Annotated in this window: 18 protein-coding genes; 12 read left to right on the plus strand and 6 right to left on the minus strand. The window is 65.4% G+C overall.

The window, feature by feature from the left end:
- The first annotated feature begins 156 nt into the window (after positions 1–156).
- Positions 157–1443 (plus strand): helix-turn-helix domain-containing protein, encoded by a 1287-nt coding sequence (locus ACXYX3_RS27520; RefSeq protein ID WP_240761135.1) that lies wholly within the window; start codon positions 157–159, stop codon positions 1441–1443.
- 425 nt (positions 1444–1868) lie between these two features.
- Complete coding sequence (gene mobF, locus ACXYX3_RS27525) at positions 1869–4700, plus strand: MobF family relaxase (protein WP_458612324.1); 2832 nt, start codon at positions 1869–1871, stop codon at positions 4698–4700.
- A 14-nt stretch (positions 4701–4714) separates the two neighbouring features.
- Here mobF and ACXYX3_RS27530 read toward each other — a convergent pair whose 3' ends face one another.
- The gene (locus ACXYX3_RS27530; protein ID WP_240761134.1) at positions 4715–5008 is read right to left on the minus strand and encodes a hypothetical protein; all 294 of its coding nucleotides are present in this window, start codon (positions 5006–5008) and stop codon (positions 4715–4717) included.
- Between the two features lie 173 nt (positions 5009–5181).
- Positions 5182–6159, minus strand: a complete 978-nt coding sequence (locus ACXYX3_RS27535; RefSeq protein ID WP_235621270.1) for a hypothetical protein — start codon at positions 6157–6159, stop codon at positions 5182–5184.
- Positions 6160–7125: 966 nt separating this feature from the next.
- On the opposite strand from ACXYX3_RS27535, the gene ACXYX3_RS27540 reads away from it, so the two are divergent.
- Positions 7126–7533 (plus strand): hypothetical protein, encoded by a 408-nt coding sequence (locus ACXYX3_RS27540; RefSeq protein ID WP_278223962.1) that lies wholly within the window; start codon positions 7126–7128, stop codon positions 7531–7533.
- A gap of 179 nt (positions 7534–7712) precedes the next feature.
- Here the strand turns inward: ACXYX3_RS27540 and ACXYX3_RS27545 are convergent, their stop codons facing one another.
- A complete protein-coding gene (locus ACXYX3_RS27545; protein WP_235621273.1) occupies positions 7713–8066 on the minus strand; it encodes a hypothetical protein in 354 nt (117 codons plus the stop codon).
- Between the two features lie 737 nt (positions 8067–8803).
- Between ACXYX3_RS27545 and ACXYX3_RS27550 the strand changes: the two genes are divergently transcribed.
- Positions 8804–9274 (plus strand): pyridoxamine 5'-phosphate oxidase family protein, encoded by a 471-nt coding sequence (locus ACXYX3_RS27550; RefSeq protein ID WP_458612325.1) that lies wholly within the window; start codon positions 8804–8806, stop codon positions 9272–9274.
- Positions 9275–9304: 30 nt separating this feature from the next.
- On the opposite strand, the gene ACXYX3_RS27555 is transcribed toward ACXYX3_RS27550, so the two are convergent.
- On the minus strand, positions 9305–9625 hold the full coding sequence (locus tag ACXYX3_RS27555) for a hypothetical protein (RefSeq protein ID WP_458612326.1): 321 nt from the start codon (positions 9623–9625) through the stop codon (positions 9305–9307).
- A 107-nt stretch (positions 9626–9732) separates the two neighbouring features.
- Entirely contained in the window at positions 9733–10230 is a 498-nt protein-coding gene (locus ACXYX3_RS27560) for a GNAT family N-acetyltransferase (RefSeq protein ID WP_458612327.1), read from the minus strand.
- 194 nt (positions 10231–10424) lie between these two features.
- Between ACXYX3_RS27560 and ACXYX3_RS27565 the strand changes: the two genes are divergently transcribed.
- The 5 genes from ACXYX3_RS27565 to ACXYX3_RS27585 all read left to right on the plus strand — a co-directional run bounded on the left by ACXYX3_RS27565 (position 10425) and on the right by ACXYX3_RS27585 (position 13247).
- Positions 10425–10994, plus strand: coding sequence for a recombinase family protein (locus ACXYX3_RS27565; protein WP_041801187.1), 570 nt, complete (start codon positions 10425–10427; stop codon positions 10992–10994).
- Positions 10995–11074: 80 nt separating this feature from the next.
- Entirely contained in the window at positions 11075–11881 is an 807-nt protein-coding gene (locus tag ACXYX3_RS27570; protein WP_011896330.1) for a ParA family protein, read from the plus strand.
- Positions 11878–12294 (plus strand): hypothetical protein, encoded by a 417-nt coding sequence (locus ACXYX3_RS27575; protein ID WP_011896329.1) that lies wholly within the window; start codon positions 11878–11880, stop codon positions 12292–12294. Before ACXYX3_RS27570 ends, ACXYX3_RS27575 begins: the two co-directional genes overlap by 4 nt.
- A 10-nt stretch (positions 12295–12304) precedes the next feature.
- Positions 12305–12478 (plus strand): hypothetical protein, encoded by a 174-nt coding sequence (locus tag ACXYX3_RS27580; RefSeq protein WP_158022135.1) that lies wholly within the window; start codon positions 12305–12307, stop codon positions 12476–12478.
- 37 nt (positions 12479–12515) lie between these two features.
- A complete protein-coding gene (locus ACXYX3_RS27585) occupies positions 12516–13247 on the plus strand; it encodes an NYN domain-containing protein (protein ID WP_011896328.1) in 732 nt (243 codons plus the stop codon).
- Between the two features lie 98 nt (positions 13248–13345).
- On the opposite strand, the gene ACXYX3_RS27590 is transcribed toward ACXYX3_RS27585, so the two are convergent.
- Positions 13346–14602, minus strand: a complete 1257-nt coding sequence (locus ACXYX3_RS27590; RefSeq protein WP_176215952.1) for an integrase catalytic domain-containing protein — start codon at positions 14600–14602, stop codon at positions 13346–13348.
- A 307-nt stretch (positions 14603–14909) separates the two neighbouring features.
- Here ACXYX3_RS27590 and ACXYX3_RS27595 point away from each other — a divergent pair, with 307 nt between their 5' ends.
- The 3 genes from ACXYX3_RS27595 to ACXYX3_RS27605 all read left to right on the plus strand — a co-directional run bounded on the left by ACXYX3_RS27595 (position 14910) and on the right by ACXYX3_RS27605 (position 15950).
- Complete coding sequence (locus tag ACXYX3_RS27595; protein WP_011896343.1) at positions 14910–15197, plus strand: hypothetical protein; 288 nt, start codon at positions 14910–14912, stop codon at positions 15195–15197.
- Between the two features lie 104 nt (positions 15198–15301).
- Positions 15302–15466, plus strand: a complete 165-nt coding sequence (locus ACXYX3_RS27600) for a hypothetical protein (protein WP_158022137.1) — start codon at positions 15302–15304, stop codon at positions 15464–15466.
- Between the two features lie 88 nt (positions 15467–15554).
- The gene (locus ACXYX3_RS27605; RefSeq protein WP_041801188.1) at positions 15555–15950 is read left to right on the plus strand and encodes a hypothetical protein; all 396 of its coding nucleotides are present in this window, start codon (positions 15555–15557) and stop codon (positions 15948–15950) included.
- Positions 15951–16133 lie beyond the last annotated feature (183 nt).

The raw sequence follows: 16133 nt of genomic DNA on the forward strand, positions 1-16133 counted from the left end.
CTCGTGGACTCGTCTCACGGTAGCGCATGTGCTGCGTCTCGACCAGATTCGCCGCGCATCTGGCGTACAAACCGTGACCAACACACCGCCGGCGAACGTTGCCGCCGGCCCATTACCCCCACACCGTCGACGACGTATCGCGGGTGTACCCCGACCGTGCGCCGCCGCGGTGTTATCCGCACCACCGGCACCGCCGAGGTGTTGGCGATCCGCCGCGGTCGCCGGCTCTCGGGCCGGGACATGCCGGCACCGAGTGTGTTCGTCGGCCTGGAGCTCGATGCTGACGCCTATGCCGGTGTGCCGTGCTGGAGCGGAGGCCCCTCCTACTGGGCGCACACCACCGTCGCGGTGGCCTACGAGCTGCGCTACGCCACCGAGGTGCAGCCCTCGATGTGCAACGGCGGGATCGGGAAAAAGACGCTCATCGTGATCGCTGCGGCCATGGCGCGCTACGCCGACTGGAGCACCGGCCGCAACTGCCGACCCACCAATGACCAATTGGCTGCCGCCACCGGATTCTGTGAGCGCACCATCCAGCGGGCCCACGAGTGCCTTCGCCTGCTCGGCGTGGCCACCGAGGTTCTGCGCGGCCGCCAACGCACATACACCGAGCGCATGGCGTCCTGGCGGATGGGCGACCGGCACCGTGGCTGGGCTTCGGTGTGGGCGCTGCACGACAACCCCCAGATCAACCGAGTAATCCACAGCTTGTCACCCCATCTGGAACGGTCCCCAGTAACCACCACCTCCCCCTGTTTTAGAGATCCGGTTACTACCCGCACGGGCGCACGCGCCCGGCACCACGGCGCTGCGCGCCGCCGAGCACCCGACGAGCAGGGGCGCCGGCTGGCCTCCAGATGGCGCGCTGACCCGGATACTCCGCCGTGGGCACGGATGTACACCACCGGCAGCTGGGCAGGGATGCTGGCCGCGCCGGCGGCCGCCGGCTGGACACCGGCTGACCTGACCGCGTTGGTGGCCGACTGGCTCGGCACCGGACATTGGATTCCCGACGCGCCGGCCCGGCCGATCGCCCTGCTGGGAACGCTGCTGGCCTGGCACACCAGCCACAACAGCCTGAGCGACCGACCCGCCGCGCTCGACGAAGCCCGGGAAGCTCAGGCGCGTGCCGCCGAACAAGCGCGCGCCGCGGCCGCCAAACAGGCCCGCCGTGAACACGCTGAAGGTCGAGAACGCGGGAAAGCCGCCGCCACCGGGCCGGGCCGCGCCGCGGCGTTTGAGGCGCTGGCGGTTGCGCGGCAACGCGCCGTACACCGGCGCACCACCGTGGCCACCGCCGAACAAGCCGCCCGAGACGAGCTCATCACCCCCGCACACCGCGCTCGCCGCGCTGCGCTAACGACTTCTACCGAAGCGAGCCGTGCGGTCGTCTCACGCTCGCCGCTACCCGATCCAGCTGTTTGCTCCCCGAACATTGATTAGGAATCTGGCTCGGGGCCTTCGCTACTGAGTCGGCACGTCGAGCCATGCGATATCGCGCCCCATCGCCGGGGGTAAATCGCCGTCCACAAGCCAAGCGAGGACCCGTTCTGACACGCCGCTGTCGCGGCGCACCAACAGCTCTAGCAGCCGCCTCTCCACGCTCACCCCCACATCATCCCACCCACACCAGCCCTCTCAACTCCATCTCCACTGCCACCTCTCCGCAACTCCCTCGCCGCCCATCACCAGCCTCCACAGCAGCCAACGCCTCACCCGGCCACTCCCTCCCCCTTCCACACAATTACAGCACGGCACATTGGCACAAGTTGTGCAATACTCGGCTTCGGGCGCTGGCGCGCCCGAACCCCGGCCGCCTGGCGGCGGCCTGTCCCGGCTTGGTGAGGTGGTCTGGTGGCGGTGCGACCGTGCTGACGATCTCGCGGTTGTCGCGCTGGAGCATCGGCTACTACAACGACACCGCCAATCAGGCCCGGCAAGCCTCGATGGACCGTCAGGCCGCCGGCGGCGGCCTGGGCGAGTACTACTCTGAAGGCGACACCCGGGTCCCGACCTGGGTCGTGGTCGGCGACAAGGCCACCGTCGGTGAGGCCACCGGGCTCGACGGCGCCGCGCTCGACGGCGGGTTTGCTGACACCGAGGTTGCGGCACGCTGGCTCGATGATGGGGTGACACCCAGCGGGGAGGCGGGGCGGGCGTTCGGGACCAACGGTGTGCACGGTTTCGACCTGATGTTCGCCGCGCCCAAGAGTGTGTCGCTGCTGCGGTCGCTGACCGACGACGTGTCCGAGAAGGTCATGCAGAACGCCCACGTCAAAGCCGTCGAAGCCGCGATGACTTACCTGCACGAACATGCCGGGTACACGCGGGTGCACAACCCGCTGACCAGCAACAAAGACCTCCAACGGCTGCCCGGGCTGGTGGCGATCGCCTACCAGCATGAGACGAGCCGGTGCGGGGACCCGCACCTGCACACCCACGTCATCGTGCCGAATCGCCAGGTCAGAGCTGATGGGCGGCTGGTGTCGATCGACTCCAAGTCGCTGTACCACGAAGCCAAAGCCGCCGGGATCATCTACCAAGCCACGCTGCGCCACGAGTTGCACGCCGAGCGGGGCTTCGAATGGCAGCCCGTCGACGAGCATTCCGGCATGGCCGAGATCGCCGGCGTCACCGCGGCGAGCATCAAGGCGTGGTCGCAGCGTTCGACGCGGCTGCGGGAATGGGCCAAAGACAACCTGGTCGTCGTCGACGGTGAGCCGACCGCCGCGCAGTTGGCGACCGCGCAGAAAGCCACCCGGCCCACCAAACCCGAGCAGCTCGCCTGGGACGAACTCAAAGCGATGTGGCGCGCCGACGCGCGCGGTCTGGACTTGGACCGCGATGCGCACTTCGCCGCCCGCGCTGAGCGGCGCGCACAAGCGCACATCCCCGGACGGGCGCGCATCTCTGCCGCGCTAGCGCACATCGACAAGGCCGCGTTCACCCGCGCCGATGTCGTCGAGCTGGTCGGCGCAGTCATGCCGTATGACGAAGATCCTGGTGAGGGCCGGGATGTGCGGGCGCGCATCGAGGACCTCGCCGCGCGCATCGGTCTGCGGGTGAGCGCACCGCGCGCCGCGCATGAGCGCGAAGGACACGAGAAGTACACGCTGACCGCGATCCTCAACGAGGAGATGCGCGTCCTCGAGGCCGCCGGTGCCACCGATGCGCGTGCGCGCCTGGGTGTGCGCTCGAGCGAGCTGGCCGCGCTGTCACCGGATCAGGCGCGCGCGGTGACCGCGATCGGCATGTCGCAGTGGTTGGTCAATCCGCTGTCCGCACCCGCCGGTGCCGGAAAAACCCACTCCCTGCAAGCCCTGCGCGCCGCCGCCCACCGAGTCCACAAAGAGGTGCTGGTGCTCGCTCCCACCGGGACGGCGGTCGATCAAGCACTCGCTGACGGCGCCGGCGACCACGGCATGACCCTCGACAAAGCGCTGCACCAGCTCGACACCGGCACCCTGGCCCTCGATCAGCGCACCGTGGTGGTCGTCGATGAGGCGTCCATGGTGGCCACCCCCAAGCTGCGCCAACTGTTGGAGACCACTACCGCCGCCCAGGCGAAAACCGTGCTCGTTGGTGACCCCTACCAGCTGGCACCGGTGAAAGCCCGCGGCGGCATGTTCGACCAACTGTGCATCGAGCTGCCTTGGACTCAGCGCCTCTCGCAGGTGTGGCGCATGCACGACCCGGCCGAACGTGACGCCTCCCTAGCGATCCGCAACGGGCGCGGTAACCGGCTCCGCAGAGCGGTCGGCTGGTACCGCAGCCACGACCGTCTGCACACCGGCGATCAGGTCAGCATGGCCGCCGACGCCTTGACGGCCTACCTCGATGACCGCGCCGCCGGGAAAAACACCCTGCTCGTCTGCGATACCTGGGACATCGCTGATGCCCTCAACCAGCGCCTCCACGACACCCTCACCACCGAGGGACCCACCGCGCAGGTGGCCCGCGACCAAACGGTGCGGGTCGGCGACATCATCGTCAGCCGCGACAACGACCCCACCATCACCGTCCACCCCGGCCCCCACCACCGTGAGGGCCAGACGGTCGATCAGGTGCGCAACGGCAACCGGTGGCGCGTGGCCGGCATCGACGAAAAGACCAACCGCGTCGCCGCCGAACGGCTCACCGACAAAGCCCGAGTCCTATTCGAGGGCGACTACCTACGCCAGCATGTCCACCTTGGATATGCCGTCACCGTCCACGCTGCCCAAGGTGTCACCGTCGACACCGCCCACACCGTGCTCGGTGAAAACGCCTCCCGCACCCAGGCCTACGTCGGGCTCAGCCGCGGCCGCCAGACCAACCACGCCTACCTCTACACCCGATTCAGCGGCGAAGCCGACCACGAACACAGCGCCCCCCATACCGGCATGCACGTGGCCCGCCGCGGCACCAAACACACTGCCGCGCACGCCCTTCAGATGATCCTGGCCAACGACGACCGCCCCCGCACCATGCACGTCGAAGCCGAACACACCGCCCGCGAACACCTCCCCGACATCATCGGCCAGGTCCTCGACCGCCACGCGCAACGCCGCGGGACTTGGCGGGCCGCCTGGCACGAGCACACCCGTACCCAGCGGAGTCGCGAACAGGCCTACGAGCGTTTGCGCGCCGGACTGGAACACGGCGCCGAACAGTCACGCGGCCGCGGTCGTGGCCGTGACGTCGACGGCCTCGAACTTTGATTTCAGCCTTATGCTCAGACGCCTACGCGGTGAGCCAGAGCAGTCCGTGCTTCGCTCACAATTAGAGCCGTCTGCCATGTTTGCAGCGGCCCGTCTTGGGTCCACCCCGCGACGCTGCGCAAGGCAGGCCAGGTGATCGCCTTGACCATGGCGTAGCCGGGCCGCCCGGCGGCTTCGAGTTCGTCCAGTGCGGCACGCACGGACGCCGCCCACCGCGGCGCCAGCCACCCCGGAAGTCCCGCTACAGCGCCGCCGCGCGCATGTTCGGTGGCCGCAGTGAACTGAACTGAGGTGGTGACGTCAGCCATGATTTCGGCGGCTATCCGAGCTGTTGCTATGCCTTTCGCTGTGGCCCCGGCGACCCGTTCCAGCACCCCGTAGCTGTCTGGGCCTTCCCACACCAGCGCGGCTGTGGCGGCAGCGATTGTCGCCTCAGCGGCTACCTCTAACGGATTCCACTGGTTGACTGACACGTCTGCATTCATCGAACACCGCCATCCTCGTGGCCAACCCAGAGTTGGCGTTCTGCGGCGATGTGGTGGGCCAGATAGACCACCTCGCGGTGATCGGGGGCGCCGTGGCGCCATAACAGCAGCAGCTCGGCGAGCCGGGCCAGATTGTGCTGCACTCGCGCGTACGACGACGCCTCCGTGTCGGCGCCGATCCGGCCGGGTCGCTGACCCGAGCTGTCGGTGATCGCCATCGGTAGCACGGCACTAGCGAGTTCGTCCCACTGCGATTCGGTGATGGCGGTGCCGCGGTCGAGGTGGGTGGCGATTTCGCGCAGCAGCGGGGGAATCGGCAGTGTCAGGAGTTCACCGGCCTGGGTGAATGTGACGTGCGCAGTTTGTCTGGTGATGGCCAGTGATTCGCGCACGTCGACCGGGGTTGCGGTGTTCAGCTGCGCGTAGGCGGCCGGATTGAGAGCCTGTAAGCGGTGTAACCGGGTCTCATCCAACGGCGGCTGCGCCACGCCCCCGCCCAGGGGGCTATCGGTGGGCACGGGGCAGTCGGCATAGTGCGGCACCCCAGCGGCCCGGGCTGGCTGTGCTGAGCCGCCGAAACCCGTCGATACCGCCACCGCCCACAGCTCAATATTCGGGTCCAGCGCGGTCACCGACTGGGCGTAGGCCACCATGGTCTGCGCCGGGTTGATCCAACCGAACCAGCGACGCCGAAAAGCGTTGTCCAAACCCGAATCTGAGAACAGCGACTCCACCCCTTTGGGCAGATGAACCCCCGCCGGGATGAACCCCGCGCCCTCGCCGGAGGTCACCACGGTCAGGGTTCTCGATGGGGTTTTGAACACCCCCACACACCAGTCGATGGTGCCGTACTGGCGAGAAGCCTTCATCAGCTCCTCGACCAGCGTGCACGCGTCGTCGAGCAGCGGATCGGGGGCAGCCGATTTCGCCCCCGCCATTGCACCCGCTGCCGCCGCGGCACCTCCCGACGCCACTACTCCAGGAGGCAGCGGTGTTCCCGGCCCACCCGCAGCCGACGACGCCGGAGCCGCCGGTACACCAGGCGGGGCCGACGCAGACGCCGCAGACACTTGGCGCGGCGCAATGTCGGAATTAAACGGCGGCAAAGGGCCAGCGGGCGCAGGTGCCGGTGACATCGTCGGTGTCCCCACCGGCCCAGCTGATGCCGCTAATCCGCCCGCAGCCGCTGGCGGCGCGCTCTGCGCCACCGGACCGCCGCCAGCCGGCACCGATGGTGCACCCCCAGCACTCGGAGACCCATACGCACCAGCCGTCGAACTCGCCGGTTGCGCGGGCGGTGGGGTCACAGGCGGCGGCAACACCGAGCCACCACCCGCCAGGCCCGCGTTGAATCCCCGCGAAAAATCAGAAGAAGGCGTCGGCGTCCCCGCACTCGCCGCAGACGGCAGACCAGCGCCCGACGACGTCGGCGACAACCCCGCCGCTGCAGCCGGATTCAACCCGCCAGAACCTAACCCGCCAGCACCGCTCGCCGGGGAGACAGAACCAGCCCCCGACAAACCGCCCGCCCCCGGCATCTTCAACCCGCCGCCGCTACTACCCGTAGACGACAGCCCACCACCAGCGGGTGTCATCGGCGCAGGCATTGGCGTCGGTGTTCCGGTTGCCGTGTAAGCGTTTTCGAGTGAACTGGGATCGGGGGGACTCGGTGCGCCGGTACCTTCTGTGCTCGGCGTAGTAGCTGGGTTCCCCTTACTTCCGCTCTGCTCATTTGATTCGGCGTTGCCGCCGGGGGGTGTCTCGCGGCTGACGCCGTCAGATCCAGATTCGACATCCGAGGGGTCCGGTGGTGATTGCTCTTCCGTTCCGTAGCCGAGGGATTGTGCGTCATTCGTCCCGTAGTTGGTGGGTCGAGTACCGGGCGGTGTACCTGTGGGCGTGCCGTCAGTCATAGTTTCGGCGTCGCCGGATTCGCCTTGTTGACTCAGCGCCTGCAGCGCAGGACCATCCCCGCTGCTGCCGGCTGCGCCGCTCGAATTGCCACCGATGTGTGCAGCCTGCTCGGCAATAGCCGCAGCAGTATCGGAGGCCACCCCGAGTGCTTCGCCTGCGGCGGCGTTGATGATGGCTTCGATCGCAGCATGAAGTGCCACCGCCGCGGCGCCAGCTCCCAAAAAGGAAGCTTCTGCCGCGAACTGCTGCTTGAGTCGGTCAATCTCCTCGTGAGCGTTACGGTCGATCGCGTCGAGTCGCTCGCGGCCATGCCAGATCAGCTCGGCGGTCTCTTTGACCGCTTTGGACATATCTCCGTACAGATCGGAATGATTGGTCACCGTTTGGGCCGTGCGGTAGGAGCGCTCGCACATCGCTTCGATCATTTGGCCTGAATTGGAAGAACCAAGATCATCGGCGCTACGGCGGATCCCGCCCGCCGATGTGCTGAGCTCGGCACTCTTTTCTTGGAGGCCGTTTGCGGTTTCCGACCAAGCTTCCGGTGAGGTGCGGGGCCACACCGAGCCCACGATGCGCGGCGAGTACGGCCGCGACGGCATCGATGCAGTCGTCCCTACCGCTGCCATAACTCAACCCCCTGATCAAGGCAGGTTGTAAGAGGTCCGCCGAGTGCGCCGATGCTGTCCGTCCACAACGCCCGATCAGCATCGTCTTCAGGTCCGGGCCGCAATCCATCGACAAAGAGCCGCATATCGTCGACGTAGCGCTGCAGCGTACGAGTTAGATACCGCGGCGGCTCGGCGTGCGCGTCGAGCACCTCCTGTGCACGAGAGACCCAATCCTGAGTTATCTCAACAAAATTCGGGATTCCCGCGTTGCGCTCCGGAGAGCCGGGCTCCCCTAGCTCTACAAAGTCATTCTTATTTCCCGAACTTTCCTTGATCAGCGGTGCGATCGCTTCGCACAATGCCCGATCATTCGAATCGGTGGTCGCAACACTTGTCGCTGGCGGCTCTACTTTCTGCTCGGGTTCACGGGTTAACCCAAGGACCGCGACGATGAGAGCGGCGGTAGACAGCAGTACTGCGACTACCGCCAGCCACAGCGGAAACCTTGAGCTTCTACGTGGTGGAGGAGGCACCGGCGGCACATGGAAAGGCCCGGGCTGGGGCGGTCCTGAGCTCGGGTGCATTCTCCAAGCCTAAAACCGGCCAGTGACGTCGCCGTACACAAAATGGCGGCCTCTATATCGGCAGTCCTTGCGACACTACCGATTTAGTGCATCAGGGCCGCTCACGCCGCCAAGCGGCGTCGAGAACCTCGGAGTCGTTAACGTCGTTGGCTGCGTCGGCGGCGCGCCGCAAGTCGTCGACAGTCATGGTGTGTGGACTGAGCGAAGCGGGGCAGGGCTGGTCCATCTGCTCGCGAATGGCGGCCACGCGAGCTGCACGTTGCGGGTCCGCTAGCAGTCTGGACAAGCGTGCACTGCCACGATCTTGGGTGGTCACAATCATCCTTCCTAAAAACGGACCCCTTCCCCCCGGCCGGGTGGTCCCTTCCGAACATCATCCCGAACTCTCGCCTGTCTCGTTTCTAGAGAATCTGGACTGCTCAGATCCTGTTTCGCGTACGCCACCGCATTAGCGGAACTCTAGGACCTGTGGCTCTTGGGCCGGTGTATGGCGAACGCTCACGATGGAGCTTATGGATGCACAGAAGCTACCGGGTAAACAGCGTTATGACGGCGGTTTGGACTTCGCGCAGCTTGGGCGTGGTGCCCGGCAGTTACCTGCCGCCGAGGCCCTGCAATTGCTAGCCAGCGTGAGCTACGGGCGGGTGGTGTTCACCCTCGACGCGTTACCGGCGATCCGCCCGGTCAATCATCTGGTGGATCACGGCATCATCATCATCCGTACCCGGCTGACCTCGGGAATCGCAGCGGCAGTACGGTCCACCGATCAGGTGGTTGCCTATGAAGCCGACGATCTCGACCCCCACACCGAGACCGGCTGGAGTGTGGTCGTCACGGGCCGTGCCGTCACTGTCACCGATGCCGACCAGATCGCCCGCTACGAGCAGCTGCTGCACCCCTGGGTCAACCACGCCGACACCGTTGTTGCCCTCACCCCGCAGGACATTAACGGAATCCGCATCGCCAGTTCTGTCGAGGCGTAATTCTGCAGGATGCCGAGCGGGGCCCTGCGGTCACGGACCACTTTCACCTACACGGCGATCCCACGCATCGGCAATCTCATAGCCACCCCTTACTCGCTGCCACAGCCCAGACATAACGAGTTCTAGAACGGGCAACGTGGTGTCAGAGCCGAGACGTTCGTCGGGGACGAATCCTGGCGTGTTGAAGCGAATACTCGCTGCCGCCGCATGTAAGGCCAGCATTCCTGCGACCCTCGACAGCATCACCTGCTCGCCAGGGCGTGGTCGGACCCAAATGAAGTCGCGAACCTCGTCGTGGTTGCTCACCGTCAATCCCGTCTCTTTACCATCAAACTTCAACGGTAGCTCCATGCCGGACCGGTGTGACTCGCAGCGGTGAGAGGCGGCGTTTTTCCACGTCAGGTGGCGCCGATGACCAGGGTGCAGCTGAGGCAGGAAAGTCGGCCCGCCTCAAAGCTTTACCGTGTGAGCCGTTTGCGGTAGAGCACCATGTCGTCGCCGTCTTCGTGGTAGTCCCGCACTCGGGCCTCTTCGTCGTATCCGGCGCGCAGATAGAATTGCCGCGCGGACTCATAGGCTGGCAGAGCCGAGGTCTCAACTAGCAGAAGCCGTTGTTCGCGGGCCAGCAGTTCTGATTCCGTTGCACGCAGCAGCGCCGTTCCCGCGCCACGGCGTTGGGCGTCGGGATGGACGGCGATCATGGTCAGGTACCACACGCGGTCCGCAGCAGGCGTGGGTTGCGCATAAGCCACTCCGTTGATTACGTCGCCGGTGGCACTCACCAGACATACGTGTCCCAGGTCGGGCTGAGCGAAGTAGTCGTCGAGAAGTTGGACCACCACGTCGATATCGTCAGCGCCGAACAACCCGGACGCCAGGACGACGTGCACGGCGCCGGCGCCGTCCTCGGACAGTGCGGAGCGTACGAGCGGTTCGGCGGGGGTCAGAGACGGCACAATCCTTAGTTTTGACGCCGAGACCGACCGTTACATCGAATTGATCAGCGGATGTCTCACATGTAGAGAAACGAGACAGCCTCCTGTGCACCACCGCCCCACTGGCGTAATGCCAGGTCGCGGTGTCTCATATCTTGTCTCACACAGCGTGTCTCGAATCCTCTCTGTCGGCGTTCAATGAGACAGTGCCGGTTATGACCGCAATCCTCGGCTACGCCCGCGTCAGCACCGCTGGACAGGACCTCACCGCCCAGCGCACCGCTTTGACGGCCGCAGGCGTCGACGCGCCCCGGATCTTCACAGACACCCTTTGCGGCGCCGCGGGCACTCATCGCCCCGGCCTTGCTGCCCTGCTCGACTACGCCCGCCGCGGCGATGCGGTTGTCGTTGCCGCCATTGACCGCCTCGGCCGATCGGTAGCCGAGGTGACTCGAACCATTGCCGACCTCAGCGATCGCGGCATTCTTCTGCGAGCCATCCGAGAAGGAATCGACACCGCCACCCCGACCGGCCGTGCCGTCGCCGCCATCATGGCCACCTTGGCTGAACTGGAGCTCGAACTCGGCCGCGAGCGCCGCGCCGCCTCACGTGAATCACGGCGGTCCCGCAGCCTGCCGGCGACCAAGCCATCGAAGCTCAGCGCCGATCGCCAAGAGCAGCTACGGCGGCTGGCGGCCACGGGCGAACCGGTCGCCGAGCTTGCGGCGGCGTTCGGCATAGGCCGCGCGACCGCATACCGGTATCTCGCAGCGAGCCGTGAGTAATCACGCATGAATACATACATTATTACTTACATGTAATCCTACATGTAGACATGATTGTTGCTGGGCGGTAGGCTTCTGCTATGACTATTTCCGCAGATGAACGGTGCGAAATCGTGGCGATCGCACTGCAAAAAGGCGGTGTCGGCAAGACGACCACCACCATCAACCTCGCTGCAAACCTCGCAGCGATGGGGTTGCGAGTTCTCGTCGTCGACATGGACCAGCAGGCCCACAGCACGAAGGGTCTCGGCATTGAACTCGGCGACGACGATGCCTCGATGTACGAGGTACTGCACCCGGATAGGGCCATGCGCGTCCCGCTGGCGAAGGTCATCCGGCCGAGCCAGTTCGGAATCGATGTCGCGCCTGGTCACCTCGCCCTCAAAGAGCTCGAGCGCACCGGCCTCGGATCAGGTGGCCAGCTGCGCCTAGCGCGCCAACTCGACGACACCGAGGGCTACGACTTCGTGCTGATGGACTGCCCACCGGCGCTGGGGGAGTTAACGACGGCGGCGCTAGCGGCCGCCGATTACGTCTTGGCGGTCCTCAAAGCCGGACCTGATGAAGTCGACGGCCTGGTCGAACTCGGCAACGCCGTCCTCGATATTCAGGAGACACTCAACCCGGACGTGGAAATCCGGTATGTGCTCCTGGCTGACTTCGACGGTAATCCAAAGGCCAGCAAGGACGTTCGCGCACAGCTACGCGCCGACTGGGGCGAGTGGGACGCCGGCGGCGCATACCTAGGCGAAATTCCACACACCGTGCGTGTCGTGGAAGCCAAGGGCAAACGCGTGCCCGTTCACGTGCACGCCCCGACCAGCACAGCGGCAGTGGCATACCGAGAGATCGCCGAACGCATCGCGGCCAGGAGGCAAGCAGCATGAACGCAGCAGCGAAACCCACCGGTCTCCAGGTCGGCTCCACCCGGCCCTTGTCGCGCGCCGAACGGCGGGCAGAAGCCGCCCGAGTCAAAGCCCAAGAAGCACCCGCCGCACCGGCAGCAGCACTCAGCCCGCCGCCGCAGGACAACGACGTTCCGCCAGTCCCGGCCGCGACCCCCGAGCAGGAAAACGAGCCAAACGAGGCCGTCGAGCCGCTGCCAGTACGGCTGAAAGCCCGCCAACGGAAAGCGAAAAACCCCTTCGCCACGCAGCTGCACTCAGGAACCCTGGCGCGGCTCGAATGGATCAAGGCCCGCGGATACGTCATCACCGACACAGTCGATGAGGCGATCAATGTCTACCTCGATAACGCCGGCATCCCCAGGCCAGATCACAACGACCGCATGCCCGGCTGAATCAGGTGCCGTGCCCTTCCTCGCCGCCATTGCGGTGAACGTGGTGGTGCTGGCTGTCAAGGCCAAACGCCGCTACGCGGTCGACCACGGTCGAGCCTTGACAGCCAGCACCACCACGCACAAGAGCGGCCAGTACGAGGAAGGGCATCCGCGAGAACGATCACACCTGGTCAGGCCGTGTTGAGTGGGGCGTGCACCCATGCCAGTTAGCGTCTCTGCCCATGCGAGTAGGTGTGTACATCGACGGATTCAATCTCTACTACGGCGGTCGCGGGCTGTGCGGGAAGGGCACCCCCGGGTGGCGGTGGCTCGACGTGCGTGCGCTGGCCACGCGGCTGGTGACCGCCCACTCGGTCTGGACAGGGGCCACGATTGAGCGGGTGGTCTACTGCACGGCGGTGATCTCTGGTGCCGACAACCCGGTGGGCAACCGTGAGCAGGACGCGTACCTGAGGGCGCTGCAGCGGTCCCACACCGCCGATCGCGTCGAACTGGGCAACTACGTGCACCGGGTGGCGCGGGCTCCGCTAGCCACACCGGACCGCAACGGCCGCCCGCTCCTGGCCCACCCTGGCGGGCCGCTCATGATCAAGGACGGCACCGGCCAGGACGACCCCGCCGCTGTGTTCATGGTGTCCACAGCCCGCCGCGAGGAAAAAGGCTCAGACGTCAATGTCGCCGCACATCTGCTGCTCGACATCCTGGAACAACGCATTGACGCGGCCGTGATGATCAGCAATGACAGCGATCTGAAATTTCCGGTTCAGACGGCGCGCGATCGGGTGCCAGTGGGGACAGTCAACCCGTCGCGCAGCCACACCGCGGGCAAGCTGCGCGGCTCACCGGCTGACGGGGTGGGTAATCACTGGTGGTACCAGCTCACCGCCGCCGACTTTCAGGCCTGCCAGCTCCCCGACCCCGTTGCCGGGGTGCAAAAGCCGCCGCCCTGGTGACATACCCGACAAGGGAGGGGAACGTGATGCCTCAGATCAAGATGCCCGCGAAATCTGATCCATGCCTCAGGTAAGAATGCCCGCGAAACGGCGTTGGGTCAGGAGGCCTTGATCCGGATGCCTTTGCGGGTGTCGGGTAGGGCGGTGGGGATGCTGGCGAGGTAGAGCTGTTCGGTTTTCTCCTTGGCCAGCTGGAGAAGTCGGTTCTGCAGGTCGGCGATCTGGCGTCCCATCGCGGCCGGGTTCAGGCTGTCGCGGTAGGTCAGGAGCTCCGATTCTTGGGCTGGTGAGAGGACGCCGGCCGCCAGTAGCCGGTCCAGTGGGGTCTTGGGCTGGTCGTAGAGACGGCGGCGCCGGCCGTCACCGCTGCTGGCGTAGCCGATGGGTTTGATGGTGGGGGTCAGGTAGTTGAGCCGGTCGTTGACCAGAGGCCAGAGCCGGTTGAGCACCGCACGTTCCTCGTCGGTGTCGTAGCGGTAGTAGAACCCGTACTTGCGGACGAGATGGTTGTTCTTGGACTCGATGGTGGCCTGGTCGTTCTTCTTGTACGGCCGGGAGCGGGTGAAGAAGATCTCCATCTGCCCGGCCCATTTGATGACGGCTTTGTTGAGGAACTCGGTGCCGTTGTCGAAGTCCAAACCAGTTACCTCATACGGTATTTCATGCACACCTGCTTTCAGGGCGGCCAGGATGTGGGTGTGGGCGTTGTTGCGCACGGTCCGCGTGAAAGTCCAGCCGGTGTGCACATCGGTGAGGTTGAGGGTGCGGGCGAACTCGCCCTTCAACGTCGGCCCGCAGTGCGCGACGGTGTCTCCTTCGAAAAAGCCTGGCGCAGCTTCGATTTCGTCGGTGGCCTTGCGAATCTTGACCGACGAGCGCAACAGCGGCGAGGGCTTGGTGGTGGACTTGCCCTTGATCTGGTCTTTGGCTTTCACCGGCGCCAGATAGCGGTCGATTGACGCCGCGCTCATCGCCAACAGCTCCTCGCGCACCGTCGGGCTGTAACGGTCACGGCCAAAGACCAACTCGCCGTGGCGCTCCAACCCGTCGAGCTGCAGGGCCATCGAAGCAGCCAGGTACTTGCCGCACTGCCCACCCGAGGCGGCCCAGACCTTCTGCAGCACCTTACGGGTGTCATAGCTGTACTTCGGCGAGCGCGGTTTGCGCGGCCGTTTTGCGACACTGCGGCCCGCACCCGGCGGGCGCCTGGCCGCTACCGTGAGCCGCCGGCGGGCGTTATCACGCGACCAGCCGGTCACCTCGACCACCTGATCCAGAATCCGGCCCCGGTCCTTCTTCGAAGCCCTCACATACGCCTTGGCGTACCTGGCGGTGACCTCGGCACGAGACGCCATCGACAACCCACTTCCCATGCTCCACGACGATCACCATTTCGCGGGCATTCTTACGTGAGGCACCGAGGGCGTTTCGCGGGCACTTTTCGTGAGTCAAGCCGGGGAATTGCGTGGACACAACCTGCGTTGCATAATTGCGTCATACCACCCGGCCCTACTGGGGCCGGGTTTTTTCATGTCCTTCCTTTCGTCACCTCACAGTTTGGGATGAACGTGAGGCAGCCGCTCGCTGCAGGGAGGGGGTCAGGGCAGTGCAGGGCGCTAAACTCAAACTTCCGAAGTCACGAACTAAGAAGGTGCCCGGAAAGTGGCGACAAAGGACACCAACCCCAGCTCGTCACGTTCAGGCGATGCCATCACGCCGGGTGAATGGGTCCGCTACGACCAGCTTGAGCGAAAAGAAACCCGTCTGCGCCCTGATCAGTACAACTCACTGAGCGAGCTCAGCCGTGGCCTCAACCGCCAACGTCACGGCCGCGGCGAGCGGATCACCGAAAACACCCTCATCAGAGTGGCGATCGACCTCCTACTCAAGCGAGAAGCAGAGCTGGCCGGCACCACCGAAGCCGAACTGCGCGCGTCACTCGGGCTCTAAAAGGTCCCGCCTACCGACCCTCACCCGCGCATCACTTGCCCAGCACATACAAACTCTGTAAGTTTGGGATTATCCAGGCAGGTTCGCGCCGAGAGGGGAACGCCATGCTCGACGACCTTCTCGCTGCGCGGGCAGCTATAGCGATCTGCGAGCGCCTTCTCGACAATCCGGACGACCTCGATGCCCTCGACGCCGCGCGCCAACTCATCGACGACAACATGCCCTGGGTGAAGCTGGGTCGCCAGCTAGTGGATTCAGCACCCGACTGACCGGGGGATTGCGCTTGATCTACGAAAACTCCCCGGGCGTCGGCGTGTCGCCGGTTTTCGCAACCATTCTCGATGCCAGGGTGTGCGTATGGCCCGTCCAAGCAAAGGTGACCGTGCGTATCACATGGTGAAATTCCATCCGGCCGTGTTACAGCGTCTCGTCGATAAGGCCACCGACGCTGGCGTGTCCTCGGTGTCGCAATATGGCGCCGACGTTCTTGCTGCGCATGTCGGGATGCCTGAGCATGTCCGGGAACTGAACCAAACACCGATCAGTGCTGCCCGCAAGATCGATCCTCTTCACGGCGACACCCGAGGCCGCTGCATGATCCGTCCTCACCGCGAGGTTTCTGAGCGGCTTATCCGCCAAGCGCCGGACCACAAAGTCTCGCCGTATATCGCCGACATCCTCGCTGTGCACGTTGGGCTCCCCGAATACGCCCGCCTCATTGACCATGAGGAGGTTTTGCCGCTGGCGATGTGAAACCCAAGCCCGGCAGATTTCCTTTGTCCTGACTGCGGCAGCCGGGCAAGACGTGACAAATCCATAGGTTTGCGGACCCACCGCTAATACGACGAAGGCCCCCGTAGGGGCCTTGTCTGAGGGTCCGAACCGAGTTGGCGCTCGGTTCCGGGTCCGCACCCGTTGCCCCTGAAAGGGACGTGT

The organism is Mycobacterium sp. Panama NTM2 (assembly GCF_054355555.1).